This window comes from Pseudomonas aphyarum (assembly GCF_028657055.1).
Classification (GTDB): domain Bacteria; phylum Pseudomonadota; class Gammaproteobacteria; order Pseudomonadales; family Pseudomonadaceae; genus Aquipseudomonas; species Aquipseudomonas aphyarum.
On sequence record NZ_JAMDGS010000013.1, the window covers coordinates 69,429 to 94,260 of the forward strand.

At 62.1% G+C, this 24,832-nt stretch carries 25 protein-coding genes; 12 read left to right on the forward strand and 13 right to left on the reverse strand.

Features of this window, described 5'->3' with window-relative positions; all coding sequences use genetic code 11:
- Positions 1–299: 299 nt before the first annotated feature.
- Positions 300–1,538, forward strand: a complete 1,239-nt coding sequence (locus tag M5G18_RS19600) for an MFS transporter (RefSeq protein WP_045121629.1) — start codon at positions 300–302, stop codon at positions 1,536–1,538.
- A gap of 5 nt (positions 1,539–1,543) precedes the next feature.
- Here M5G18_RS19600 and M5G18_RS19605 read toward each other — a convergent pair whose 3' ends face one another.
- Complete coding sequence (locus M5G18_RS19605; RefSeq protein ID WP_273897757.1) at positions 1,544–2,095, reverse strand: DJ-1 family glyoxalase III; 552 nt, start codon at positions 2,093–2,095, stop codon at positions 1,544–1,546.
- 67 nt (positions 2,096–2,162) lie between these two features.
- A complete protein-coding gene (locus tag M5G18_RS19610) occupies positions 2,163–2,612 on the reverse strand; it encodes a DUF4879 domain-containing protein (RefSeq protein WP_273897756.1) in 450 nt (149 codons plus the stop codon).
- Positions 2,613–2,832: 220 nt separating this feature from the next.
- On the opposite strand from M5G18_RS19610, the gene M5G18_RS19615 reads away from it, so the two are divergent.
- Complete coding sequence (locus M5G18_RS19615) at positions 2,833–4,128, forward strand: NCS2 family permease (RefSeq protein ID WP_007950999.1); 1,296 nt, start codon at positions 2,833–2,835, stop codon at positions 4,126–4,128.
- Positions 4,125–5,204 carry a tRNA (uridine(54)-C5)-methyltransferase TrmA gene (gene trmA / locus M5G18_RS19620; protein WP_273897755.1) on the forward strand — a complete coding sequence of 360 codons (1,080 nt, stop codon included), beginning with the start codon at positions 4,125–4,127 and terminating at the stop codon, positions 5,202–5,204. Before M5G18_RS19615 ends, trmA begins: the two co-directional genes overlap by 4 nt.
- 55 nt (positions 5,205–5,259) lie before the next feature.
- On the opposite strand, the gene M5G18_RS19625 is transcribed toward trmA, so the two are convergent.
- Positions 5,260–5,706: a hypothetical protein gene (locus M5G18_RS19625; RefSeq protein WP_273897754.1), complete on the reverse strand. Its 447-nt coding sequence runs from the start codon at positions 5,704–5,706 to the stop codon at positions 5,260–5,262.
- Complete coding sequence (locus M5G18_RS19630; protein WP_273897753.1) at positions 5,703–6,131, reverse strand: DUF4160 domain-containing protein; 429 nt, start codon at positions 6,129–6,131, stop codon at positions 5,703–5,705. The genes M5G18_RS19625 and M5G18_RS19630 overlap by 4 nt, the downstream gene beginning before the upstream one ends.
- 204 nt (positions 6,132–6,335) lie before the next feature.
- On the opposite strand from M5G18_RS19630, the gene M5G18_RS19635 reads away from it, so the two are divergent.
- The 3 genes from M5G18_RS19635 to M5G18_RS19645 all read left to right on the forward strand — a co-directional run bounded on the left by M5G18_RS19635 (position 6,336) and on the right by M5G18_RS19645 (position 8,689).
- The gene (locus M5G18_RS19635) at positions 6,336–7,247 is read left to right on the forward strand and encodes a LysR family transcriptional regulator (protein WP_273897752.1); all 912 of its coding nucleotides are present in this window, start codon (positions 6,336–6,338) and stop codon (positions 7,245–7,247) included.
- 141 nt (positions 7,248–7,388) lie between these two features.
- Complete coding sequence (gene aroQ, locus M5G18_RS19640; RefSeq protein ID WP_011336043.1) at positions 7,389–7,829, forward strand: type II 3-dehydroquinate dehydratase; 441 nt, start codon at positions 7,389–7,391, stop codon at positions 7,827–7,829.
- A 5-nt stretch (positions 7,830–7,834) separates the two neighbouring features.
- Complete coding sequence (locus M5G18_RS19645; RefSeq protein WP_273897750.1) at positions 7,835–8,689, forward strand: shikimate dehydrogenase; 855 nt, start codon at positions 7,835–7,837, stop codon at positions 8,687–8,689.
- A gap of 33 nt (positions 8,690–8,722) precedes the next feature.
- Here M5G18_RS19645 and M5G18_RS19650 read toward each other — a convergent pair whose 3' ends face one another.
- Positions 8,723–9,400, reverse strand: coding sequence for a TetR/AcrR family transcriptional regulator (locus M5G18_RS19650; protein WP_007958797.1), 678 nt, complete (start codon positions 9,398–9,400; stop codon positions 8,723–8,725).
- Between the two features lie 102 nt (positions 9,401–9,502).
- Positions 9,503–11,404, reverse strand: a complete 1,902-nt coding sequence (quiC, locus tag M5G18_RS19655) for a 3-dehydroshikimate dehydratase QuiC (protein WP_273897749.1) — start codon at positions 11,402–11,404, stop codon at positions 9,503–9,505.
- Between the two features lie 273 nt (positions 11,405–11,677).
- Between quiC and M5G18_RS19660 the strand changes: the two genes are divergently transcribed.
- A complete protein-coding gene (locus M5G18_RS19660) occupies positions 11,678–13,015 on the forward strand; it encodes an MFS transporter (RefSeq protein ID WP_273897747.1) in 1,338 nt (445 codons plus the stop codon).
- A 60-nt stretch (positions 13,016–13,075) separates the two neighbouring features.
- Here the strand turns inward: M5G18_RS19660 and M5G18_RS19665 are convergent, their stop codons facing one another.
- The 4 genes from M5G18_RS19665 to M5G18_RS19680 form a co-directional block, all read right to left on the reverse strand.
- Entirely contained in the window at positions 13,076–13,954 is an 879-nt protein-coding gene (locus tag M5G18_RS19665; protein ID WP_273897745.1) for a DMT family transporter, read from the reverse strand.
- Between the two features lie 66 nt (positions 13,955–14,020).
- Complete coding sequence (locus M5G18_RS19670) at positions 14,021–14,836, reverse strand: sugar phosphate isomerase/epimerase family protein (RefSeq protein ID WP_273897744.1); 816 nt, start codon at positions 14,834–14,836, stop codon at positions 14,021–14,023.
- Between the two features lie 2 nt (positions 14,837–14,838).
- Positions 14,839–15,900, reverse strand: a complete 1,062-nt coding sequence (locus M5G18_RS19675) for a Gfo/Idh/MocA family protein (RefSeq protein WP_273897743.1) — start codon at positions 15,898–15,900, stop codon at positions 14,839–14,841.
- Positions 15,901–16,016: 116 nt separating this feature from the next.
- Positions 16,017–16,793 carry an IclR family transcriptional regulator gene (locus M5G18_RS19680; protein ID WP_273897742.1) on the reverse strand — a complete coding sequence of 259 codons (777 nt, stop codon included), beginning with the start codon at positions 16,791–16,793 and terminating at the stop codon, positions 16,017–16,019.
- Positions 16,794–16,968: 175 nt separating this feature from the next.
- Between M5G18_RS19680 and M5G18_RS19685 the strand changes: the two genes are divergently transcribed.
- The 4 genes from M5G18_RS19685 to M5G18_RS19700 all read left to right on the forward strand — a co-directional run bounded on the left by M5G18_RS19685 (position 16,969) and on the right by M5G18_RS19700 (position 21,568).
- A complete protein-coding gene (locus tag M5G18_RS19685) occupies positions 16,969–18,705 on the forward strand; it encodes an FAD-dependent oxidoreductase (protein ID WP_273897741.1) in 1,737 nt (578 codons plus the stop codon).
- Positions 18,689–19,522 carry an aldo/keto reductase gene (locus M5G18_RS19690; RefSeq protein ID WP_273897740.1) on the forward strand — a complete coding sequence of 278 codons (834 nt, stop codon included), beginning with the start codon at positions 18,689–18,691 and terminating at the stop codon, positions 19,520–19,522. The genes M5G18_RS19685 and M5G18_RS19690 overlap by 17 nt, the downstream gene beginning before the upstream one ends.
- A gap of 204 nt (positions 19,523–19,726) precedes the next feature.
- Positions 19,727–20,614, forward strand: coding sequence for a KPN_02809 family neutral zinc metallopeptidase (gene ypfJ, locus M5G18_RS19695; protein WP_207984009.1), 888 nt, complete (start codon positions 19,727–19,729; stop codon positions 20,612–20,614).
- On the forward strand, positions 20,615–21,568 hold the full coding sequence (locus M5G18_RS19700) for an alpha/beta fold hydrolase (RefSeq protein ID WP_273897739.1): 954 nt from the start codon (positions 20,615–20,617) through the stop codon (positions 21,566–21,568).
- 29 nt (positions 21,569–21,597) lie between these two features.
- Here the strand turns inward: M5G18_RS19700 and M5G18_RS19705 are convergent, their stop codons facing one another.
- From M5G18_RS19705 to M5G18_RS19715, 3 genes are all read right to left on the reverse strand, one after another.
- Positions 21,598–22,191 carry an HAD family hydrolase gene (locus tag M5G18_RS19705; RefSeq protein ID WP_207984010.1) on the reverse strand — a complete coding sequence of 198 codons (594 nt, stop codon included), beginning with the start codon at positions 22,189–22,191 and terminating at the stop codon, positions 21,598–21,600.
- Positions 22,188–23,057 (reverse strand): acyl-CoA thioesterase II, encoded by an 870-nt coding sequence (gene tesB, locus M5G18_RS19710; protein WP_085608733.1) that lies wholly within the window; start codon positions 23,055–23,057, stop codon positions 22,188–22,190. Before tesB ends, M5G18_RS19705 begins: the two co-directional genes overlap by 4 nt.
- Positions 23,058–23,166: 109 nt before the next feature.
- Entirely contained in the window at positions 23,167–23,736 is a 570-nt protein-coding gene (locus tag M5G18_RS19715) for a GNAT family N-acetyltransferase (RefSeq protein WP_085608734.1), read from the reverse strand.
- Positions 23,737–23,818: 82 nt separating this feature from the next.
- Here M5G18_RS19715 and M5G18_RS19720 point away from each other — a divergent pair, with 82 nt between their 5' ends.
- Entirely contained in the window at positions 23,819–24,739 is a 921-nt protein-coding gene (locus M5G18_RS19720) for a histone deacetylase family protein (protein WP_007958746.1), read from the forward strand.
- Positions 24,740–24,832 lie beyond the last annotated feature (93 nt).

A 24,832-nucleotide genomic window follows, 5' to 3' on the forward strand; every position in this document is an offset into this window, starting at 1 on the left:
AGGCATCGCGACGCAGGGAGTCTGCCGACGGGTCCCTGATCAGTTCCGCGAAGGGTCTTGATCTGGATCAATCAACGTTGAAAGAGTAGTCCCATTTCCGACGGGGAACCGCGTGGTCTTTTGCCGCGTGACAAGTTGCCTCACAGCCTTGGCAACGCTCTGAAATACATCGGTGGCCGGGTTCGGTGTCCGGGCGCGGAAAAATCGATGTCTGGCTAACTAAATTTTTTGTCATAGCAACTTCCTGTTACAGACTGGTGATAATCTCGCGGTTCCCCTCGATCAAGACCGGCCCGCAAATGCCCAGCCAAGAGCCCTTGCTGTTACGTCATCACCGTCCCTTTCTTGCGTTCTGGTTTGCCCGGATCTTCACCGCCAGCGGTTTTCAGATGCTCACCGTGGCGATCGGCTGGAATCTCTATCAACTGACTGGCAACGTGCTCGACCTGGGTCTGGTCGGGCTGGTGGAATTCGCTCCACGCGTACTGTTCATGCTGCACACCGGCCACGTTGCCGATCGCTACGACCGGCGCAAGGTGGCGGCGATCTGCCAGTCGTTGCAGGCCTTGATCGCCCTGGCACTGGCCATCGGTAGTGCCACCGACCATGTCACCCGGGAAATGATCTTTATTCTGGCGTTCCTGCTGGGCGCCGCGCGCTCCTTCGAAATGCCGACTACCCAGGCGCTGCTGCCGAGCATCGTGCCCAGCGCGCTGTTCCCGCGTGCCGTTGCCGCCGCGCAATCTGCACAGCAATCGGCCACCATCGTCGCCCCGGCGCTCGGCGGTCTGCTCTATGCCTTCGGCAGCGTGTGGGTCTATGGCCCGACGGTCATTCTGTATGTCATCGCTTGCACCTTGATGCTCAACCTGCCCGCGCGACAAACACCGCTGAACAAAGGCAAGGCGACGCTGGACTCGTTGCTGGCGGGGATTCGTTTCATTCGCAGTCGCCCGGACATTCTCGGCGCTATCTCGCTGGATCTGTTTGCGGTGCTGCTCGGCGGCGCCACGGCGTTGCTGCCGGTGTTCGCCAAGGACATTCTGCTGACCGGGCCGTGGGGGCTGGGGCTGCTGCGTTCGGCGCCGGCGGTCGGGGCGTTGATGATGTCGCTGTTTCTGGCACGGTTTGCCGTTGAGCGAAACGTCGGTCGGGTGATGTTCACTGCCGTCGGTGTATTCGGCGTGGCCACCATCGCCTTCGGTCTGTCGACATCGTTCTGGTTCTCGCTGGCGGTGCTGGTGGTGTTGGGCGCGGCGGACATGATCAGCATGGTGATCCGCGCCTCGTTCGTGCAACTGGAAACCCCGGACGAAATGCGCGGCCGGGTCAGCGCGGTGAACGGCCTGTTCATCGGCGCCTCGAACCAGTTGGGTGAATTCGAATCCGGTCTCACCGCCCACTGGTTCGGCACCGTGCCGGCGGTGGTGATGGGCGGGATCGGTACGCTGGTGGTGACCGGGACCTGGATCAAACTGTTCCCGACCCTTGCCAACCGCGACCGGATGCATGTGCCGGTGGAAGAGGTGAAGGCCTGACCTTCTCAGGCCAGCAACTCCCCCGCCACCTTCGCTCTGGCGGCCTTGCCCGCCAGTTGCTCGACCAGCGTCAACGCAAATGCCAGCGCGGCGCCGGAACCTTGGGCGGTGATGCAATTGCCGTCGACCACCACCGGTTGATCGAAAAAGGTGCAACCGGACAATTGATGGCTGGTTGTGGGCAGGCATGTCATCCGGCGTTGACGTAATACACCGAAGCTTTGCAGCGCGACCGCCGGGGATTCGGCGATGGCGGCGAACAGGCGTCCGGCGCTGGCTTGATCCTTTAGCAATTGCTGCAAGGGCTGATGCGCGGCAAGGTGTTGCGCGCCGACAGCACCGCCCGGAAGGACGATCAGGTCGAAAGTCTGGGCCAGCACATCAATGAGCATGCCGTCGGCAGTCAGTCGCGTGCCCCGGGCGCAGGTCAGCATGCGCCGGCCTTCGATGCTGGCCGCCACCACTTCGATGCCGGCGCGGCGCAGCACGTCGATCAGGGTCACGCATTGCAGATCATCGATGCCCTCGGCGAGGGTAATCAGGGCTCTAAAGGTCATGGGCGCCATCCGCTGGGTGATCTTTAAAGCGTAGTCAGCTTTGCCCTGCCCTGTTCGGCGACAGCCGTTACTTGATGTAAAGCTGGGTCGACATCGTGTTGCGCGGGGCGTTGATCGACGTATTGCTGAAGGTAAAGGTGCCTTCCTGACGAGTCGCCAGATCGAAGGTGTACAGCGAACCGACGGTTTTCGCGCCCGGCGTGCATTCGGTCAGGTTGCCGTTATCGAAGGCACAGACCGGACTCCGGGTGCCGTTCACTTCGAAACCGTCCAGCGCCGCCTGAGGCTGGCTCTGGCCATAACCGATTTCCAGCACGTACACCTTGATGCCCGGCGCGCTGTGATCGCAACGGGTCTGCACCTGGCCATCGGTAATGTCTTCGAGCCCGCAGGACGAGGACTGAACCTTGATGACTTTCACCTCGCTCAATGGCGGTGCCGACGCTGCGAGTGCCGCCGGTACACCGGCCAGCAGCAAGGCCATCAGTCCAGCGATCTTCATCCAACCCATGTTCATGCGATCCATCCCCGAAAAATCAGCGCGCAGTATGGCGTACTTGGCCGTGGTGCAAAACTTCGCCGACGATCGACACCAACATCCGCCATCTTCCTCACGCTGCTGGTATGATGCGCGGCTTTTTCCGGCCCACCACAATTTTCCAGGCGCTTGCGACGGTCTGTGCTTTGCTGTTGAGGTCGATACATTCACGGCGCCACGCGCGCCACGGGGAGCAGACATGCTGGAAAGGCTGTTTCAACTCAAGGCACACAACACCAACGTGCGGACCGAGATTCTCGCGGGCGTCACGACCTTCCTGGCCATGGCCTACATTCTGTTCGTCAACCCGAGCATCCTCGGCGAGACCGGCATGGACAAAGGCGCGGTGTTTGTCGCCACGTGCCTGGCAGCCGCCATCGGCTCCACGGTCATGGGCCTGATTGCCAACTACCCGATCGCCCTCGCACCGGGCATGGGCCTGAACGCCTTCTTTACCTACACCGTCGTGCTGCACATGGGCCACACCTGGCAAGTGGCGCTGGGCGCGGTGTTCATTTCGGCCGTGTGCTTCTTCCTGCTGTCGATCTTCCGCATCCGTGAATGGATCATCAACAGCATCCCGCTGCCGCTGCGTTCGGCGATTGCTGCCGGTATCGGCCTGTTCCTGGCGCTGATCGCCCTGCACAACGCCGGCATCGTGGTCAGCAACCAGGCGACCATGGTCGGCCTCGGCGACCTGAAGCAACCGGCTCCGATCCTCGCCACCCTCGGTTTCGCCCTGATCGTTGCCCTTGAAGCCCTGAAAGTGCGCGGCGCGGTGCTGATCGGCATTCTTGCAGTAACCATCGTTTCCATCGTGATGGGCTTCACCCCGTTCGGCGGCGTGACGTCGATGCCACCTTCGCTGGCCCCGACCTTCCTGCAACTGGACATCAAGGGCGCACTGGACATCGGTCTGGTCAGCGTGATCTTCGCCTTCCTGTTCGTCGACCTGTTCGACAACTCCGGCACCCTGATCGGCGTCGCCAAGCGCGCCGGCCTGATGGGCAAGGACGGCCACATGCCGAAAATGGGCCGTGCGCTGATCGCCGACAGTACCGCTGCGATGGCCGGCTCATTGCTGGGTACCTCGACCACCACCAGCTACATCGAATCCGCTGCGGGCGTGAGTGCCGGCGGCCGCACCGGCCTGACCGCCATCGTTGTCGCGATCCTGTTCCTGCTGGCGCTGTTCTTCTCACCACTGGCCGCCAGCGTACCGGCGTTCGCCACCGCGCCGGCGCTGCTGTTCGTCGCCGTGCTGATGACTTCGGGCCTGGCGGAAATAGACTGGGAAGACATCACCGTCGCCGCGCCGGTCGTGGTCACCGCCCTGGCGATGCCTTTCACCTATTCCATCGCCAACGGCATTGCCTTCGGCTTCATCGCCTGGACTGCGATCAAACTGCTGTCCGGCCGCGCCCGTGAGCTGAACCCGGCGCTGGTGATCCTGTCGATTCTGTTCGTGATCAAGCTGGGTTGGTTCAACGCATGACTTTTGATTCCCAGGCCTACGCCGCACAACTCGAAGACAAGGTCACGCGTTTGCGTGACCTGCTGGCCCCGTTCGATGCACCGGAGCCAACGGTGTTCGACTCGCCGCTGCAGAACTTCCGCCTGCGCGCCGAATTCCGCCTGTGGCGCGAGGGCGGTGAGCGGCATTACGCGATGTTTTCCCAGGACGACAAACGCACGCCGATCCTGATCGAGGAATTCCCGATCGCCAGCCTGCGCATCAACCAGCTGATGCCGCAATTGAAGGCGGCCTGGCAGGCAAGCGCGGCGCTGAGCCACAAGCTGTTTCAGGTGGAGTTTCTGACCACCCTGGCCGGCGATGCGATGATCACCCTGTGCTATCACCGCCCACTGGACGAGCACTGGCACGCGGCGGCCACCAAACTGGCGGCGGATCTGGGCGTCAGCATCATCGGTCGCTCCAAGGGCAAGCGCGAAGTACTCGGCCTCGATTACGTAGTGGAGAAGCTCGAAGTCGGCGGTCGCACCTTCAGCTATCGCCAGCCGGAAGGCGCGTTCACGCAACCGAACGGCACCGTGAACCAGAAGATGCTCAACTGGGCATACGAAGCACTGGGCGATCGCAGCGACGATCTGCTGGAGCTGTACTGCGGCAACGGCAACTTCACCCTGCCGCTGGCGACTCGCGTGCGTAAAGTGCTGGCCACCGAAATCAGCAAGACCTCGGTCAATGCCGCACTGAGCAACCTGGCCGAAAACGCTGTGGATAACGTCACGCTGGTGCGCCTGTCCGCCGAAGAGCTGACCGAAGCCCTGAACGAAGTTCGCCCGTTCCGTCGCCTGCAAGGCATCGACCTGAAAAGCTACGAGTTCGGCAGCGTGTTCGTCGACCCGCCACGGGCCGGCATGGACCCGGACACCTGCGAACTGACCCGTCGCTTCGACAACATCCTGTACATCTCCTGCAACCCGGAGACACTGGCGGCCAACATCGCCCAGCTGCACGATACGCACCGCATCACCCGCTGCGCGCTGTTCGACCAGTTCCCGTGGACTCACCACATGGAATCCGGCGTGCTGTTGACCCGGCGTTAATCGCAGGTGCCAGAAACAAGAAAGCCGTCCTCATCGACGGCTTTTTTGTGCCTGTTCATGGCACGGGATCGATCTTGCGCGGGCGCCCGCCCTTCCTGCCGTTGGCCCGGGCAGCTTCAGCTTTCGCGGTGCTGCTCTGGCGGCCATTGCGAGAAGCGATCACCGAGGCGGCCATCGCCATCAGCGGCTGACTGGCGGAGATCATGCCGGCGATGGAAACCTGCAGGTCCTTGCCGTCGTGGCACAGCGCGGTGCCGGCAAAGCCGACGTGCAATCCGCTGAAGTCTTGCGGTTCGAAATCATCGAATTCCCGGTAGAGATTCACTGGGAGCAGCACGCCACTGTCGTCCTCGAAGTGAATCACCAGGCAGGGTTTCTGAAAGGCCACTGACACGGCTTGCAGGCTGCTGCGTCGGCGCAGCCCTCCCCGCTCAACAGCTTCATCGAGACGCTTTTCCGTTACCGGTCGATCCGCATGCAAACCGGCTTTTACTGTTTTCATAGTTCGATCTCCACACCTTCCTGAGCACCAACCAGGGCCAGCAGGGTTTTGTTTTCTTCTGGTTCGTAATACGCCGATCCGATTCTGAAGGTCGCATTGGTGACTTCGCGCATGACGGCGACTTCGTTCGAGTCCCCGTCCCACCATTGGTTATCGAGACAGGCAGTCTGCAGACGAGTCCACCAGATCCGACGGGCCCGCCGCAGATGAGCGGTTTCACGCAACGATTGGCGCAACCCCTCAAGCACTGCAATCGGTGGTCGACGCGACAGGGGCACCACATCCCATAACTCCACGCCGTTGTGCCAGAAGCTGAATTTGAAGCGGGCACTCCATGCACCTGAATCGACGTGCGCATGGGGCGGACAATGTTCGTCTCGCAGCATGATCACCACCGAAAATCCCTTGTAACTGCACACTTTCATGCTAACCCATCCGTTAGGTTAAAGAGTTACGAAAACTGCCATTCCCTGACAATTCCGACCATCGGCATTGCTGCCTCAAATGGTCATTACGTTTTCGAGCCTAGTGCGGGATTCAGGAAAGCCGCGCGCAAAATGGTAAGCAGTTCTTTCGCAGCGGCCAGGCATTTGCTACATACGAAGACTCATTCCCCGGTGTAATCAATCATGCAGCGACACTTCGACGATCTTCAGCTGGGCAGCATCGAGTTGTTTTGCCTGGCCGCCGAGTGCGGCAGTTTCACCGGCGCGGCGCAGGCGGCTTCGGTGACGCCGGCAGCAGTGAGCCGCTCGGTATCACGCATGGAAGAACGCTTGGGCGTGCGGCTGTTTGCACGCACCACCCGCAGCGTGAAACTGACCGACAGCGGCCGGCGCTACTACGAAGAATGCAGCCAGGCGCTTGCGCAACTGGTGGAAGCGCAACGGGAAGTCATGGGCCAGCAGCAGGAACCATCCGGCACCCTGCGTATCAGTATTCCTACGACCTACGCCCATCATCGGATCCTGCCGCTGCTGCCGGCCTTTCGCGCGCGCTATCCGCAGGTGAAGGTCGACATGCACATCAGCAACCGCAACATCGACTTCGTCGGCGAGGGCTACGACATGGCGATCCGCGTGCGGGCGATTCCCGATTCCGGCCTGATAGCCCGCCATCTGGAAGATGCTGCGCTGGTGATGGTCGCCAGCCCCGATTACCTCAAACGCGCCGGCACACCGCAGACCCTCGAAGACCTCGAACAGCACGAGTGCATCCAGTACGAATTGCCCAGCAGTGGGCGGTGGATCACCTGGCTGTTTTACGACGAAGACGCGCCACGGGAAATCCTCGCCGAGGGTAATTTCTGCTGCTCGGATGACGTGCTCGGTGGCGTGACCCTGGCCAGGCACGGTGCCGGGTTGTTCCAAACGTATCGCTTCATCGTCGAAAAAGAGCTGGCCGACGGCTCGCTGATAGAAGTGCTCAAACCCTACGGCGGACGCTCGCGACCGTTCACCTTGCTGTACCCGCAGAATCGCCACATGCCCCTGCGCGTCAGGGCTTTCATCGATTTTCTGGTCGAACAATTGCCGCACTGAATTGCACCAGTGTGCGATCACCGCACACAAAACAGGGCTGTCGATGCAGAGCAATTGATTAAAGTAACCATCTAGTACAATTTAACTCCACAGGTCGAAACCCTCGGCCCAAGCCAAAAACAATAAGTGGAGTTTGCCCCCATGCCCCCTATCGTTCTGGTGCTCAACGGCCCGAACCTCAATCTGCTCGGCACCCGTGAACCGGCGACCTACGGTCACGAAACTCTGGCCGACATCTCTGCCCTGTGCGGGCGCGCCGCCGAAGAGTTCGGCCTGGCCGTGGAGTTTCGCCAGACCAACCACGAAGGCGAATTGCTCGACTGGATTCACGGCGCCCGCCAACGCTGCGCCGGCATCGTGATCAACCCGGCCGCCTGGACACACACCTCGGTAGCGATCCGCGACGCCCTCGTTGCCAGCGAATTGCCGGTGATCGAAGTGCACCTGTCCAACGTCCACGCCCGCGAGCCGTTCCGTCATCACTCGTTCGTCTCGGCCATCGCCACGGCGGTGATGTGCGGCTTCGGCAGCCACGGTTATCGCCTGGCCCTGGAACATTTCAGCCAGCGGCTGAAGGGGTGATCCGCATGAATCGCAACAACGTGATACTCGCCGGGCTGATCGGCGCCGGTATCCAGGCCTCCCGCACCCCGGCGCTGCATGAACACGAAGGTGACGAACAGGGCCTGCGTTACCTGTACCGCTTGATCGACCTCGATCAACTGCAACTGGACAGTAACGCCCTGCCCGACCTGCTGCTGGCCGCCGAACGCATGAACTACACCGGGCTGAACATCACCTTCCCGTGCAAGCAGGCAATCATTCCGCTGCTCGATGAATTGTCTCCGGAAGCCCGAGGCATCGGCGCGGTGAACACGGTGGTGCTGAAGGACGGCAAACGCGTCGGCCACAACACCGATTGCCTGGGTTTCGCCGAAGGATTTCGTCGCGGCCTGCCAGACGTCGCCCGCGAACGTGTGGTCCAGATGGGCGCCGGTGGCGCAGGCGCGGCAGTGGCCCACGCTTTGTTGAGCGAAGGCGTACAACAACTGAGCATTTTTGATGTGGACGTCGAACGCGCCGAAAGCCTGGCCAACAACCTCAACCAGCATTTCGGCGCTGGCCGGGCGGTTGCCGGGCATGATCTGGCGAGCACGCTGAATCAGGCCGACGGCCTGGTAAACACCACGCCGATGGGCATGGCCAAACTGCCGGGCATGCCCGTGCCGACGGAATTGCTGCGACCCGAGTTGTGGGTAGCGGAGATCGTATATTTCCCGCTGGAAACCGAACTGCTGCGCAACGCCCGCGCCCTGGGTTGCCGAACCCTGGATGGCGGCAACATGGCGGTGTTTCAGGCAGTGAAGGCGTTTGAGTTGTTCAGCGGCAGGGTGCCGGATGCGCAGCGAATGCTCGCGCACTTTCAAAGCATGAATGGATAAAACCGTGAGGGGGCGACGCCCCCTCGACTTCGGTCACGCCTGCAAGTAACGCAGCACCGACTCGCAAATCATCTCGCGATGACGCTGCTTGATGCTTTCGTCCGGCAGGTCGATCTGAAAGATCTCACCGAACGTGTGGCGGTTCGATACGCGATAGAAACAGAACGAACTGATCAGCAGATGCACGTCCAGCGCGTCGAGCCCGGCGCGGAACACTCCTTCTTCAGCACCGCGACGCAGAATCTCGCCGAGGGAATCGAGGATGGTGTTGTTCATAGCCTTGATCGCGTCGGAACGCTTCACGTACTCGGCGTTGTGGATGTTTTCGATGCTGACGATCCGCACGAAATCGACGTTGCGATCATGGTGGTCGAAGGTGAATTCCACCAGACGCCGGATCGCTTCCACCGGCGGCAGTTCGGCCAGGTGCAGGCGGTTCTCGGTGCTGCGGATATCGCCGTAGAGCTTCTCCAGTACCTCGACGTACAACTGCTCCTTGCTGCCGAAGTAGTAATAGATCATGCGCTTGGAGGTGTGAATGCGCTCGGCGATCGCATCCACGCGAGCACCGGACAGCCCCTGCTGGACGAACTCGACGATCGCCTCCTGCAGGATATTCTCGCGGGTCTTTTCCGGGTTGTTCTTGCGACTTTTGCGCGGCTCTACCGCGGGTAGAACGGGGGCTGCGGAAAGTTCTGAAGTCATCGTCATTGCGGGCTCACGGCCATCACTGCACAGGCTGGCGATTATGGGCCGCGCGCCCCAGTGAAGGAAGCCGCGCGACCCGTGTTTAATCCCGCGTTTACGAATTTCCTACAACTTCGCCTGGCGAACAGCGCCACTGCGTGCTTTGGCCATCGCCGCCAGCCGCACCGCGACGTTGGCCGCGCCGTAGCCCGCATAACCGTTCTTGCGCTGGATGATCTCGAAGAAGAAGCGCCCCTCGAACGGCTCGGTATAGACGTGAAACAACTCGCCACCTTGCGCATCGCGGTCATAGAGCACGTTGTAGTACGCCAGCTCGCTGAGAAACTCGTCATCGAAATCGAAACGCGCCGCGAGGTCATCGTAGTAGTTGAGCGGAATATCCAGCAGCGGCACACCCGCCTCTTTCGCCCGGCTGACTTCGGCGAAGATATCATCGCAATCGAAGGCGATGTGATGCACCCCGGAACCGCGATAACTCGACAGCGCGTGTGAGATCGCGGTGTTGCGGTTCTCGGAAATGTTCAGCGGCAAGCGGATCGAACTGTCGCGACTGCGCAGCGCGCGACTCTTCACCAGCCCGTAAGGATCCGGCAGCACCACTTCGTCGTCGGCCTCGAAATCCAGCAGGCTCTTGTAGAACAGCACCCAGCTGTCGAGGCTGTCCGCCGGCAGCGCCATGGCCATGTGATCGATGCGTTTGAGGCCGCCGCGCGCAACAGCATCCGGCAGCAGATTGAAGTCGGTGCCATAGACATCCGCCTCTTCATCCACCAGATAAATCAGGCTGCCATCCGGCGCACGCACCGCTGCCAGTTCCAGCTCGTTGGGGCCGACCAGTCCGCGATACGGCTGACCTTTATAGGCGACGGCGCGGGCCAGCGCACTGGCGCTGTCCTTGACCCGCACGGCGGTGGCGCACAGCGACGGGCCGTGTGCCTCGAAGAAACTGTGGGCGAACGAGTAAGGCTCGGAGTTGAGGATCAGGTTGATATCGCCCTGGCGCAACAGGCTGACGCTCTTGGAGCGATGCTGCCCGGCCTTGACGAAACCCAGCCGTTCCAGCCAGTTCGACAGTTTGGCGCCGAGGGCTTCGTCGACGGCGAATTCAAGAAACTCGATGCCGTTGTATTCGCTGGCCTTCGGCGTTTCGAAGAGGATTTCGCGGTTATCCACAGGACGGATATCCTGCTCCAGACGTTGGCGGGTTTTCTCCTCCAGATACAGCAGCGAACGCAGACCGTCAGCCGCATTGGCCCGAGGCGGCGCGGCGCGAAAACCGTCGTTGAAGATTTCCAGCGACAGCGGCCCGGTGTAGCCGCTCTGGATGATCGGCGCGAGGAAGCCCGGCAGATCGAATTCGCCCTGCCCCGGGAAGCAACGGAAATGCCGGCTCCACTCCAGCACGTCCATCGCCAGAATCGGCGCGTCGGCCATCTGCACGAAGAAAATCTTGTCGCCGGGAATCTCGGCAATCGCCCGTGGATCGCCCTTTAGCGACAAGGTATGGAAGCTGTCGAGCAACACGCCGAGGGCCGGGTGATCGGCCTGACGCACGATGTCCCAGACCTGTTGATAAGTATTGACGTGACGGCCCCAGGCCAGCGCCTCATAACCGATGCGCAAGCCACGAGCACCGGCGTGTTCGGCCAGCAGGCGCAGGTCGTCGATGAGAATCTGTTGATCGCCGATACTGTCGGGGGAGGCGTTGCTGCACACCAGCACCAGGTCGGTGCCCAGTTCCTGCATCAGGTCGAACTTGCGCTCGGCCCGCTCCAGATTGCGGTCCAGACGATCGCGGCGGCAGCCTTCGAAATCGCGGAATGGCTGAAACAGCGTGATGGCAATCCCGAGGTCGGCGCACATCTGCCGGATTTCCCGGGGGCTGCCGTCGTAATACAGAAGATCGTTCTCGAAAATCTCCACCCCGTCGAACCCGGCGGCGGCAATGGCTTCGAGCTTTTCCGGCAGGGTTCCGCTCAAGGAGACGGTGGCAATGGATCGCTGCATGTTTCAACTCCCGGTGGAGACGTCGGCTACGAAAATTGCGCCGCTTTTATAGGGTGAGCGAATTATTGGTCCCGGTTTATCATTGAGCAATTTAAAGTGTACTACCCGGTTAGTTTTGCGTGCGATTATCGAACACAATGCCGGTTTGGCGAATTGACGATTTTTCGTCCACTGCCCAACATCCATCTCACCTTGAGTCCGGAACTGAACCACCGGTCGCAGCGTGCACAAAAAAAGCACACCAAATAACAAATCCAAAAACGGGTGGAACACATGATTCCTTCACAGACTTCCCGCATGGCTCCGGCCATGAGCACTGCCACGGGTGGCATCGGCGACAAGATCCGCGGCGCCATGGCCGTCGGCAAGACCCGTTGGGGCATGCTGGCGCTGGTGTTTTTCGCCACCACCCTGAACTACATCGACCGCGCCGCCCTCGGCGTCATGCAACCGATCCTCGCCAAGGAAATGAGCTGGACGGCGATGGACTACGCCAACATCAACTTCTGGTTTCAGGTCGGCTACGCGATCGGCTTCGTGCTGCAAGGACGGCTGATCGACCGGGTCGGCGTCAAACGCGTGTTCTTCTGCGCGGTGCTGCTCTGGAGCCTGGCCACCGGCGCCCACGGCCTGGCGACCTCGGCGGTGGGCTTCATGGTCTGCCGGTTCATCCTCGGCCTGACCGAAGCGGCCAACTATCCGGCCTGCGTGAAAACCACACGCCTGTGGTTCCCGGCCGGCGAACGCGCCGTGGCCACCGGCATCTTCAACGCCGGCACCAACGTCGGCGCGATGTTCACCCCGATGCTGCTGCCGCTGATCCTTCACGTGTGGGGCTGGCAGGCCGCGTTCCTGTGCATGTCGGCACTGGGCGGGATCTGGCTGCTGTTCTGGGGCCTGAAGTATTTCAACCCGGAAGATCACCCGAGCGTCAAACAGTCGGAACTGGAATACATCCAGAAAGAAGTCGAACCGGAACAGGCCCGCGTGCCGTTCTCGAAGATCCTGCGGATGCGCGGCACCTGGGCCTTCGCCCTCGCCTACTCGCTGACTGCGCCGGTGTTCTGGTTCTACCTGTACTGGCTGCCGCCGTTTCTCAATCAGCAATACAACCTGGGCATCAACGTCACCCAGATGGGCATTCCACTGATCATCATCTACGTCACCGCTGACTTCGGCAGTGTGGGCGGCGGGATTCTGTCTTCGTTCCTGATCGGTCGCGGCATGAACTCGATCAAGGCGCGGCTGCTGTCGATGTTCCTGTTTGCCTGCTGCATCATCGGTGTGGTCATGGCCGCCGGCTCAGCCAACCTGTGGGTCGCGGTAGCTGCGATCTCTCTGGCCATCGGCGCGCACCAGGCCTGGACCGCCAACATCTGGAGCCTGGTAATGGACTACACGCCCAAGCACATGATGAGCACGGTGTTCGGTTTCGGCGGCATGTGCGCGGCGATCGGCGGGATGTTCATGACCCAGATCGTCGGCCACATCCTGACCGTCACCAACAACAACTACACCGTGCTGTTCACCCTGATCCCGGCGATGTACTTCATTGCCCTGACCTGGATGTACTTCATGGCACCGCGCAAGATTCCTACCGTCACCGAGTAGCCCTTCAATACTGAGAAGCCGTCCTGCACCGACCGGCCTGATTTCAGGCCGGTCACGTCTTCAGCGCCGGCTCTGCTGCCACGCTGCCGCCAGTCCGCTGCAACAGATCACCGCGATCCCGATCACCGTCATCAGGGTCGGCGTGTGAGCAAACAGCAACCAGCCCAACAACCCCGCAAACACGATCTGGCAGTAACCGAACGGCGCCAGTAACGCCGGCGCGGCATGGCGGAACGCCTGGGTCAGAAACAGGTGCGCGGTCATCCCGCAACTGCCCAGCGCCAGCATCAACAGCGCGTGCCCCAGACTCGGCACCTGCCAGAAGAACGGCACCAGCGCACTCATCACCAGCGTGTTGCACAACCCGGCGAAAAAGTTGCTGGTGGTCGGGCTGTCGATTTCCGCGAGCTTGCGGGTGAGCAACTGATAGAAGCAGAAAAACAGCGCCGAACAGAACGGCAACAGAATCGCCGGGGTGAACAAATCACCGCCCGGATGGACGATGATCAGCACACCGATAAACCCGCACACCACCGCGATCCACTGCCCCCGCGTCACCCGTTCCTTGAGCAACGGCACCGACAGCGCCGTCACCAGCACCGGCGCAAGAAAGTTGACCGCCGTGGCCTCGGCCAGTGGGATGTACAGCAACGCCGTGGTGAAAAACAGGCTGGTGCCCAGCAGACAAAGCGCCCGCGCCAACTGCCACAACGGGCGCTTGGTGCGCAGCACGCGCAGCCCGGACTGCGGCAGGAAAATCCCCGCCATCAGCAGCGTGTGCACCACATACCGCGCCCACACCACCATGACGATCGGATAGAAACCCGAAAGGTATTTCGACAACGCGTCGTGGCTGGAGAACAGGAAGGTTGCCACGACAATCAGCAAGATCCCCTTGAAGGGTTGGTTGACACCGGAAAGCGGAGTGCTGACGGTCATTGGCTCTCTCTGAATGAAAAATAAACGGTGACGAGGACGCGTGCGCCCTCGCCCCTTGAAGCAGACTTAAAGGCGGGCCAACAATTCCCGTGTCCGGTCGATCGCCATTTGCGCCCGCTGCAATCCGCTCACGCCCTGCTCCAGCAATTTGACCGTGGGAATTTCCAGACTCAGGGGAAGGTTAGCCGCAAGACTGCGCAACAAGCCGATCAAGTCACAATCGCCCTCGCCGGGAAACCGTCGTTCATTGCGGGCCTGACGCAAGATCTCGGCCATGTCCGTCGGCCTCGGACCGGCAACATCGCACAACTGTGCGTAGCGCAGCCGCGAGGCTGGCACATCGTCCAGATCTTCCAGCCGCGATCCGGAACGGTCGAAGTGAAACGCATCGACCAGCACCGCCCCGTTTTCGCGCCCGGCGTTGTCGACGATGCGCAACGCCTGCTCGAGATTGCGCGCATCGGTCCACGGCATGAACTCCAGATGCGGGTGCAAACCGTAGGGCGCCGCCAGATCGCAGAGTGCCGCAAAATTATCGGTTAGCCGCTGTTCGTCTGGATCGTTACCGGCAACCAGCAACTCACTGGCACCGAACTCCGCGCCGACGCTAAGCAGCTTCTCGAAATCTGCGACCACTGTCTGCGGCTTCAAACGCAGGATTTCCACGTCGAGCACGCCGATTCCGGTGTCACGCAAACGCGCCAGTGTCTGACGCCGCAAATCGCCATCGGCGACCAGCGGGAAGTGGTATTCCTCGGGTGTCGCCGGTTCAAGCCGCAGGCCGACATGGCTGTAACCGGCACGGGCCGCGACCTCGACCATCTCGGGTGGCGACAACTCCAGCACGGTCAGGCTGGCCAGGGACAGAATTCGCTCGCTCATGTTCAAGCCTCGATCTGCGCAGGTTCGGTGGCGCGACCGCTGGCCGCTGCTTCACGGATGGCCTCGACCAGCGCCAACGTGCGGGCAGCATCGGCGGCACTCACCAGCGGTTCGACTTCCCGTCGCGCAACGCGGACGAAATGCTGCAACTGCAATCGCAGGGCTTCGTCAGGGGTGAACGGTTCGTCGACCGACAGCATCGGTTCATGCCACCCGGCGTCCACCTGATCAGCGCTGTATTGCCAGCGCTTGAGTTGCGGAATGCTCAAGGCACCGGCCGTTCCCGCCAGCAAGTAACAAGGCTGATCGGTCTGACGCGGATAGGCCGGGTTCTCCCCGGAGTTCAACTCCCAGCTCCACGGCGCCGCCACCGCATCGGAACCGGTCAGTGTGCCGAGCGCTCCGCCATCGAATTGCAGCAGGATCGCCGCGCTGTCTTCATTGGCAAAACCGCGCACCGAACGGTCGGTGATCGCCTGCACCGAACGTACTTCGCCGCACAGGTGACGCAGCAGATCGAGGTCGTGAATCAGATTGGTCAGCAGCATGCCCGCGCCCTCTTCGCGCCGCCACGCGGTTTCGAAATACTGGTCGGGTTTGCGCAGCTGGAACAACGCGGTCACCAGGGTCAGCCGTCCCAGCGCTCCCTCCTTGACCAGTTCATGAGCCCGCACGATCAACGGATTGTGCCGCCGATGATGGCCGACCAGCACCGGCACGCCGCTGCGCTTCACCGCTGCCACCAGTTCCCGCGCTTCATCCAGGTTTACGCCCACCGGTTTTTCCAGCAACACCGGAACGCCAGCAGCCAGGCAATCCAGCGCGGTGCTGACGTGCTGATTATTCGGATTGGCGACGATCACTGCGTCTGGCCGGTTCTGCTCCAGCATCTGACGGTGATCGGCGAAATGCCCCACACCCCACTCCGCCGCCAGGGCCGGTGCCTGAGGGCCGGGATCGGCCACGGCGCACAACGTGGCCTCAGTGAGATGTTTCAGGTGCCGGTAATGTTGCTGGCCCATGTTACCGGCGCCGATCAGGGCGATTCGAAGGGGCGGGTTCAAGGTGCGATCCTCTTGTGATTGTTGTGGGAAAACTCACTCCATCAACAATTTAGAACCCGGTTCCAGATTCTCACACCCGCCTGACTGAAAAGTGGGCGAACAGCGCACAGCTTTGCTTAAACGAACAACTCCGAGGCCAGGCTGGCCGCCGACAACTCCTCGGTAAACGTCAGCAACAGCGGCGCCAGTTCATGCAATCGCGCCCCCGGCATCCGTGCGCTTGGCCCGGCGATGCTGAGCACGCCGATCACCCGGCCATCGGCAGGATGTTTCACCACGGCAGCAATCGCCGAAGTGCCGACCGCCGAGCTTTCTTCCACACAGGCATAGCCCTGCTCCCGCGCCACCCGCAGGCGTTCGAGCAGTTGAATATTGGAACGCGGCGCATTGGGCCCGATATCCGCCGGCACCTCCGCGCCTTGGCGCTCGACCAGCGACAACGCCTCGGCGTCGCTCATGCACGCCAGCCACGCATGGCCCGATGCGGTGTAGAACAGCGGCGCATCGCGGCCCATGTCCGGGTCGTAACGCAGGCCGGTGCGGGCGCCCTGGGCCTTGGCTATCCAGGTCTGGCGTTCGCCGTCGATCACCCCCAGACGCACCAGCTCACCGGTTTCCTGGGCCAGCCGATCGAGCACCGGCTGCACGATGTCGGCACCGCTGCTCGACAGGTACTGGAAGCCCATCGCAACCAGTTTGGTCGACAGGTGATAGCGCAACGTTTCCGGATTCTGCCGCACGTAACCCAGGCGGATCAGTTCGGCGAGCAGGCGGTGCGTCGCGCTCTTCGGAATGTCCAGTTGCTCGGCCAGGGCCTGCATCGGCAGCCCGCGAGGATCACTGGTGAGGCTTTCCAGCACGCTGAAAACCCGTTCGATTTGACTGCCGGCCATGGTGCGCTCTCGGTGAAATTTCGCCGATTCTAGAAGACATCCCGAGGAATGCGAAATCTGGAACCCGACGTCCGATAACCGCCCACTTTGCGCGTCAGTCGGTTGATCTGCTTCGCCTGCACTGGTTATTTTCTGGAACCAAATTCTAAAAATATCTCAGCATTGGAGTCCTTGGATGCCTGCCCTTCCCGATATCGACTGCGACGTTCTGGTGGTCGGCTCCGGCGCCGCCGGTTTGTCGGCCGCCGTCACCGCCGCCTGGCATGGCTTGAAGGTCATCGTGGTGGAAAAGGATCCGGTGTTCGGCGGCGCCACCGCATGGTCCGGCGGCTGGGCATGGGTGCCGTGCAATCCGCTGGCCCGGCGCGCCGGGATCGTGGAAGACGTAGAACTGCCGCGCACCTATCTGCGCCACGAACTCGGCGAGCACTACGACCCGGCCATGATCGACGCCTTCTTTGAGGCCGGCCCACGCATGGCGGCGTTCTTCGAACAACACACCGCCCTGCAATTTGCCGACGGCAACGCCATCGCCGACATCCACGGCGAAACACCGGGCGCCGGCACCGGCGGACGCTCGGTAATTGCCGCGCCCTATGACGGACGAAAGGTCGGGCGCCTGCTCAAGCGTCTTCGTACAACCATGCGCGAAACATCGTTCATGGGCATGCCGATCATGGCCGGCGCGGACCTGTCGGCGTTTCTCAATCTGACTCGCTCGTTGTCGGCGGTCTGGCACGTGACCCGGCGTTTCACTCGCCATCTGCTGGACTTGGCGCTGCACGGCCGGGCGATGCAACTGGTCAACGGCGTGGCGTTGGTGGCGCGGCTGGCGAAGTCCGCCGAAGACCTCGGCGTATTGCTGTGGGAGTCGGCGCCGGTGACGGAACTGCTGCGCGACGAATCACGCATCACCGGCGCTCGCGTGAACACCGCAAAAGGCCCGGTCACTGTCCATGCGCGAAAAGCCGTGGTGCTCGCCGCTGGCGGATTTGCCAACGACATCGAGCGGCGCAAAGCGTTATTCCCTCGCACGCCCACCGGTCATGAACATTGGGCGCTGCCACCCTTGGGAGTGAATGGCGACGGTCTGCGACTGGGAGAAACCGTCGGGGGCCGGGTCAACACCGATGTGGCCTCGCCAGTCGCCTGGGCACCGGTCTCGCAGGTGCCACATTCCGACGGCAGCATCGGCCATTTCCCGCACATCATCGAACGCGGCAAACCGGGCGTCATCGGCGTGCTACGCAACGGCCAGCGCTTCGTCAACGAAGCCAACGGCTATTACGACTATGTCAGCGCCATGGTCGCCGCCGCCCCCGAAGGCGAAGAGGTCGCGTCCTGGCTGATCTGCACCCGCGCGTTCCAGCGTCGTTACGGGCTGGGCATGTCTCGGCCGTTTCCGGTGCCGGTGTCAGGCTTTATCCGCAGCGGCTATCTGAAATCCGGCAATACCCTTGAGGAATTGGCCACCGCATGCGGCATCGATCCGAACGGCTTACGCGCCACTCTCCATGACTACAACCACCATGCCCGGCACGGCGAAGACCCGCTGTTCGGTCGCGGCTCCACGCCGTACAACCGCAAACAGGGAGACCCGGCACAACAGCCCAATCCGTGCGTGGCGCCTATCGAACAAGGCCCGTTCTACGCGGTGAAGGTGCAGCCGGGCTGCTTCGGCACCTTCGCCGGGCTCAAGGTCAATCCGCACGCGCAAGTGCTCGACGCCGCAGACCAGCCCATCGCCGGGCTCTACGCCGCCGGTGGCGACATGGCCAGCATCATGGGCGGGCATTATCCGGCGGGCGGGATCAACCTCGGCCCGGCGCTGACTTTCGGTTACATCGCAGCCCGGCACATGGCGGGCGTCACGGCTTTCGAACAGGAGATCGACCATGCAGCACATCGTTAACAGACAAGGACTGAACCTGCCAAAACTCGGCCTCGGCACCTGGCCGATGCTCGGCGACGAATGCACCCGCGCCGTGGAGCAAGCGCTGGAACTCGGTTACCGCCATATCGACACGGCAGCGGCCTACAACAACGAAGACGCAGTCGGACAGGCCCTGGCGAATACGCCGACACTCCGCGAGCAGATCCACGTCACCACCAAGGTCTGGTGGGATCAGTTGCAACCGGATGCCATGCATCACTCGCTGGAGCGCAGCCTCAAGGCCTTGCGCAGCGAGTACGTCGACCTGTTCATGATTCATTGGCCGACTAGCGACTGGGACCTGCTGCGCACCCTTGAAACCCTCGCGTCATTCAAGGAGCAAGGTCTGGCTCGTAACATCGGTGTGGCGAATTTTCCGCTGCCGCTGCTGCGCAAAGTCGTCGAGGAATACGGCATTCCTCTGTCAGCCATTCAGGTCGAGTACCACGTCCTGCTCGGACAAAACGCCCTGCTCGACTACGCCCGTCAACACGATCTGGCGTTGACGGCCTACACGCCGCTGGCACGCAACAAGGTCTCGGAGGTTCCGCAGATTCAGCAGATCGCCGAAAAACACGGCGTGCTACCCACTCAAGTGGCGCTGAAGTGGCTGCTGGATCAGGACAACGTCGCGGCGATTCCCAAGGCCAGCAGCAAGACCAATCAACTGGCCAACCTGGCCTCGCTGAATGTTCAACTGGACGATGACGACCGGGCGATGATCGCCGCGTTGTCCAAGCGCGAACGTCAGGTCAGCCCGGACTTCGCGCCGGTATGGGATGCCTTCGACCGCTGACACCTGTCCCGGCGAAAGAAATCCGCCGGCGGATTGAATTCCCGGTGCCCGTGCTCGTCAATAACAGGCCCGACCTCGTCACCCCGAGGCCGGGCCTTTGTGCGAGCGTGCGAATAGACGGACGACCGGACTGGCGCCACACTCACACACCAGCAACACTCATCACCACACACACTCTCCACCTGCACAGACGAGGATTCCCACATGCTATGGAAAAAAGGCCGACGCAGTGACAACGTCGTCGATGCCCGTGGCGATGACATGGGCGGTGGGGGCGGCATGCGCTTTGGCGGTGGCAAGGGTCTGAGCCTCGGGGCGATCCTGCTGATCGTCGGCATCGGCTGGATCACCGGCCAGGACCCGCTGCAGATCCTCGGCCAGCTCACCGGGCAGATGACCGAACAATCGGCCCCCACTTCGCAAACCCGTCAGGCGCCGCCGGCCAACGATGAACAGGCCGAATTCGTGCGTTCGATCCTCGGCGACACCGAAGACACCTGGGGCGCGATCTTCCAGCAGGCCGGCCGACAATATAAGGATCCGACCCTGGTGCTGTTCAGCAACCGGGTCAATTCCGCCTGTGGTCTGGCGACTTCGGCCACCGGCCCGTTCTATTGCCCGGCAGACCAGAAAGTGTATCTGGACATGGCGTTCTTCCAGGAAATGGCCCAGCGCTTCAAGGCCGCCGGCGACTTCGCCCAGGCCTACGTGATCGCTCACGAAGTCGGACACCATGTGCAGACGCTGCTCGGCGTCTCGGCGAAAATTCAGGCAGCCCGCCAGCAAGGCCGGCAGATGGAAGGTGACGGCGGTCTGCTGGTGCGTCAGGAACTGCAAGCCGATTGTCTGGCTGGGGTCTGGGCCTACAACGCGCAGAAGCGTCTGAACTGGCTGGAACCGGGTGACATCGAAGAAGCCTTGAACGCAGCGAACGCCATCGGTGATGATCGCCTGCAACAACAGGGTCAGGGCCGTGTGGTGCCGGACTCGTTCACCCACGGTACGTCGGCGCAAAGGGTGCGCTGGTTCAAAACCGGATTCGCCCAGGGCCAGGTCGGCCAGTGCGATACCTTTGCGGCGAAAAACCTGTAAATGCATAAATGGCTGTTGGCTTTACTGTTCATCGGCGGCACCGCCCAGGCGGCCGGCGTCGACGCAATCAGTCCCGGGCGCCTGCAATTGCAGGCCGGCGAAATGGCGGTGGGCATCGGCCCGGCGCCGGCGAAAATCGAGCGCGTGCTGATCGTCATTCATGGCCGCCTGCGCAACGCCGAGACCTATCGCAAAAGCGGCGAAGTCGCGGCGGAACTGGCCGGGCAAACCGCCAACACCCTGGTGATCGCCCCGCAGTTTCTCAACGAAAGCGATGTGTCGCTCTACTCGTTACCCGCCAGCGTGCTGCGCTGGCAAGGCAACGACTGGATGGGTGGCGGGTTATCCACAGGGCCGAACCCGCTGAGTTCCTACGCCGCACTGGACGAAATCGTCGGGCGGCTGAGCGATCGCAAGCAGTTTCCGGACGTGAAGCAGATCGTGATCTTCGGTCACTCCGGCGGCGCTCAGGTGGTGCAGCGTTATGCGCTGCTGGCCCAGGAACAACCGGCGCTCAAGACCGAAGGCATTCGCTTGCGTTATGTGGTGGCCAACCCGTCGTCGTACGCCTACTTCAATGAGCAACGCCCGGTGGCCTTCGATCATGCGAAGTGCCCAGGATTCAACCGCTGGAAGTACGGTCTGGTAGACCCGCCGATCTACTCGGGTGGGCAATCGCCCGCGCAGCTTGAAGGCCGTTACGTCAAACGCGAGGTGATTTACCTGCTGGGCCAGCAGGACACCGACCCGCAACACCCGGCGCTGGACAAGAGCTGCGCCGCCAAAGCCCAGGGGGCTTATCGACTGGAACGCGGGAAGCTGTTTTTCGGTTACTTGCTGCGTCGTCACCCTGAAGGGGTCAATCAGCGCCTGATCGAAGTGCCCGGCGTCGGGCATAACGGCGACGGCATGCTGACTTCGCCGGAAGGCCAGAAAGCGATATTCGAGCAATAAAAAACGGGGGCCGAAGCCCCCGTTTTTTTTCAAGCGAACAACATTCGCCGCAATTCCACACAATCCTTCGCATGCCAGTCGGTCAGCTCCGGCCATGGATTGTCCGGCAGGTTCACCAGCACCGTGTGCGTGCCCGCTGCCCGGCCGCAATCAAGATCAAACCGGTAATCACCGACCATCACCATCTCGCTCGCCGGCACCTGCCAGGCCTCGGCCAGTTTCAGCAGACCGCCGGGATGCGGTTTTGGCTGTGCTTCATCGCGGCCCAGCACATCCTCCACCGCAAAACAGTCGGCCAGGCCGATGGCCTCCAGCGTCACATGGGCCAGTTCCCGCGCATTGCGGGTCAGGATGCCCAAGCGATAACCCCGGGCGTGCAGGTCGCGCACCAGCTCCACCGCGCCGACCGCCGGGGTGGAGCCGAGCGCCAGATCGCGCTCATGTTCCAGCAGCCACGCATGTTTCGCCGCCGCTTCCTCGGCGGGCAATGCCGCGAGATGGGTGAGGATGTCATCCTCCGGCGGGATCGCCAGCGCCACGCGGATCGCCGCGAAGTCGTGCACGGCGACGGTCAGGGTGCCGTCCATGTCGAACACCCAGTGCCGCACATCCGCCAGACTCATGCCCAGTCCTTGCGATGACGGATCAGGCCTTCCTGGGTCACCGACGCCACCAGTTGCCCGGCGCGGTTGAACACGCTGCCACGAGAGAAACCGCGAGAGTTGCCGGCCCACGGACTGTCCATGGCATAAAGCAACCAGTCGTCAGCGCGCAGATCGTTGTGGAACCACAACGCGTGGTCGAGGCTGGCGACCTGCATGTCTTTCTGCCAGACCGATTTGCCGTGCGGCAGCATCGAGGTGGTCAGCAGGCCGAAGTCCGAGGCGTAGGCCAGCAGGTATTTGTGCAGCGCCGGGATGTCGGCCAACGCGCCGTCGGCACGGAACCACACGTACTTGACCGGATCCGCCGGTTGCGGGTTGTACGGGTCTTTTTCAGTGACCGGGCGCACTTCGATCGGCTTCGGGCACAGCAGCTTTTCGCGCATATGTTCCGGGATCAGGTGCGCGCGTTGCTGGGTCAGTTCCAGCTCCGACGGCAGGTTTTCCGGGCCAACCACTTGCGGCATCTGGCTCTGGTGTTCGAAGCCTTCTTCGTCGTACTGGAACGAAGCGCTGCAAGTGAAAATCGGGTGGCCCTTCTGGATCGCGGTCACGCGGCGGGTGCTGAAACTACCGCCGTCACGCACGCGGTCAACCGAGTAGACCACCGGCAACTTGGCATCGCCCGGACGCAGGAAATAACCGTGCATCGAATGCACATGACGGGTTTCTTCAACGGTCTGACTGGCCGCCGACAGCGACTGGCCGAGCACCTGGCCGCCGAACAACTGGCGAAAGCCCAGATCCTGGCTGCGACCACGGAACAGGTTTTCCTCGATCGGTTCGAGGGTCAGCAGATCCACCAGATCTTCCAACACTTGGCTCATTCAGACTCTCCTCACACAAAGCTATGCCGCGCAGTCTTGGCTGCGGCGGGGGATTCAGGTTCTGGCCGGCGCCCCCAGGGTGCCGGCCATTGTAAACGTCCGCGCCTGCTTATCCATGCAAGGTTTCCAGCCACTGCTCCCTCGTGATGCGGTACAACACATGTCGCCGTAACGGGTGACCGTCCGCGAGACGCGGGTGGTCGAAATCATCCTGCGGGGCGTGGTGCATGCCGATCGCCTGCATGACTTTCTGCGACGGCAGATTGGTCTCGCTGGTGAACGACACCACTTCATTCAGCGCCACCCGGTCAAAGCCGCAACGCAGGGCGGTCCAGGCCGCTTCGCTGGCATAACCGAGGCCCCAGTGTTCCTTGGCCAGCCGCCAGCCGATTTCCACCGCCGGGGTGAACGGCGCATCGAAACCGACCACGCCGAGCCCGGTAAAACCGATGAACTCGCCGCTGTCCTTGCGCTCCAGCGCCCACAGGCCGTAACCGTGCTCGGCAAAATGCCCGCGCACCCGGCCGATCAGCGCGGCGCTTTCCAGCCGGCTCAAGGGCGCGGGGAAGTAGCGCATCACCTGCGGGTCGGCGCACATGGCCGCGAACGCCGGCAAATCCTCATCCTGCCATTGGCGCATCAGCAGCCTTGCGCTTTCCAGCTCCAGTATCGGTTCCATCCCGCCCCTCCGCTTGATGCCGTCAGTCTACATCGCTGTTAGGCTTTGCACTCTTTCCTGCAGCCTTTATGAATAGTCCACCATGCCGTTGCCGCTGATCTACCACGAAGACTACAGCCCGGAATTTCCGGCGGATCACCGCTTCCCCATGGACAAGTTCCGCCTGCTGCGCGATCACCTGGTGGACAGCGGCCTGACCCGCGACGAAGACCTGCTGCGCCCTGAACTGTGCCCTGCCGACATTCTCGCCCTGGCCCATGACCGCGGTTATATCGAACGCTACATGAGCGGCGAGTTGTCCCGCGAAGACCAGCGGCGCCTCGGTCTGCCATGGAACGAAGCGCTGGCCCGACGCACGGTGCGGGCGGTCGGCGGTTCGATTCTCGCGGCGGAAAAAGCCCTGGAACATGGCCTGGCCTGTCATCTCGCCGGCGGTACTCATCACGCCCACTACGATTACCCTGCCGGGTTCTGCATCTTCAATGACCTGGCGATCATCAGCCACTACCTGCTGCAAAGCGGCCGGGTGAACCGGGTGCTGATCTTCGACTGCGACGTGCATCAGGGCGACGGCACTGCGCGGATTCTGCACAACACCCCGGAAGCGATCACCGTTTCCCTGCACTGCGAAAAGAACTTTCCTGCACGCAAGGCCGAAAGCGACTGGGACATTCCGCTGCCCAACGGCATGGGCGACGCCGATTACCTGAAAGTCGTCGATGACGCGCTCAACTATCTGCTGCCGCTGTATCAGCCGGACCTGGTGCTGTACGACGCCGGCGTCGACGTGCACAAGGACGACGCCCTCGGTTATCTGCAACTGACCGATGAAGGCGTTGCGGCCCGCGACGAAAGCGTGATGCGCCACTGCCTGGGTCGCGACATCCCGGTGGTCGGCGTGATCGGTGGCGGTTACAGCAAGGATCGCCACGCCCTCGCCCGCCGCCACGGCATCCTGCATCACAGTGCGCAGCGCGTCTGGCAGTCATCGGGTTGTCATTGAGTTGTGCTGCGTTACCCACAATGGCTGTGGAACGGCCTGTGGATAACCTGAGTGAAAGGGACTACAGCCCACGCTGAACACGGCCTGCAGCGC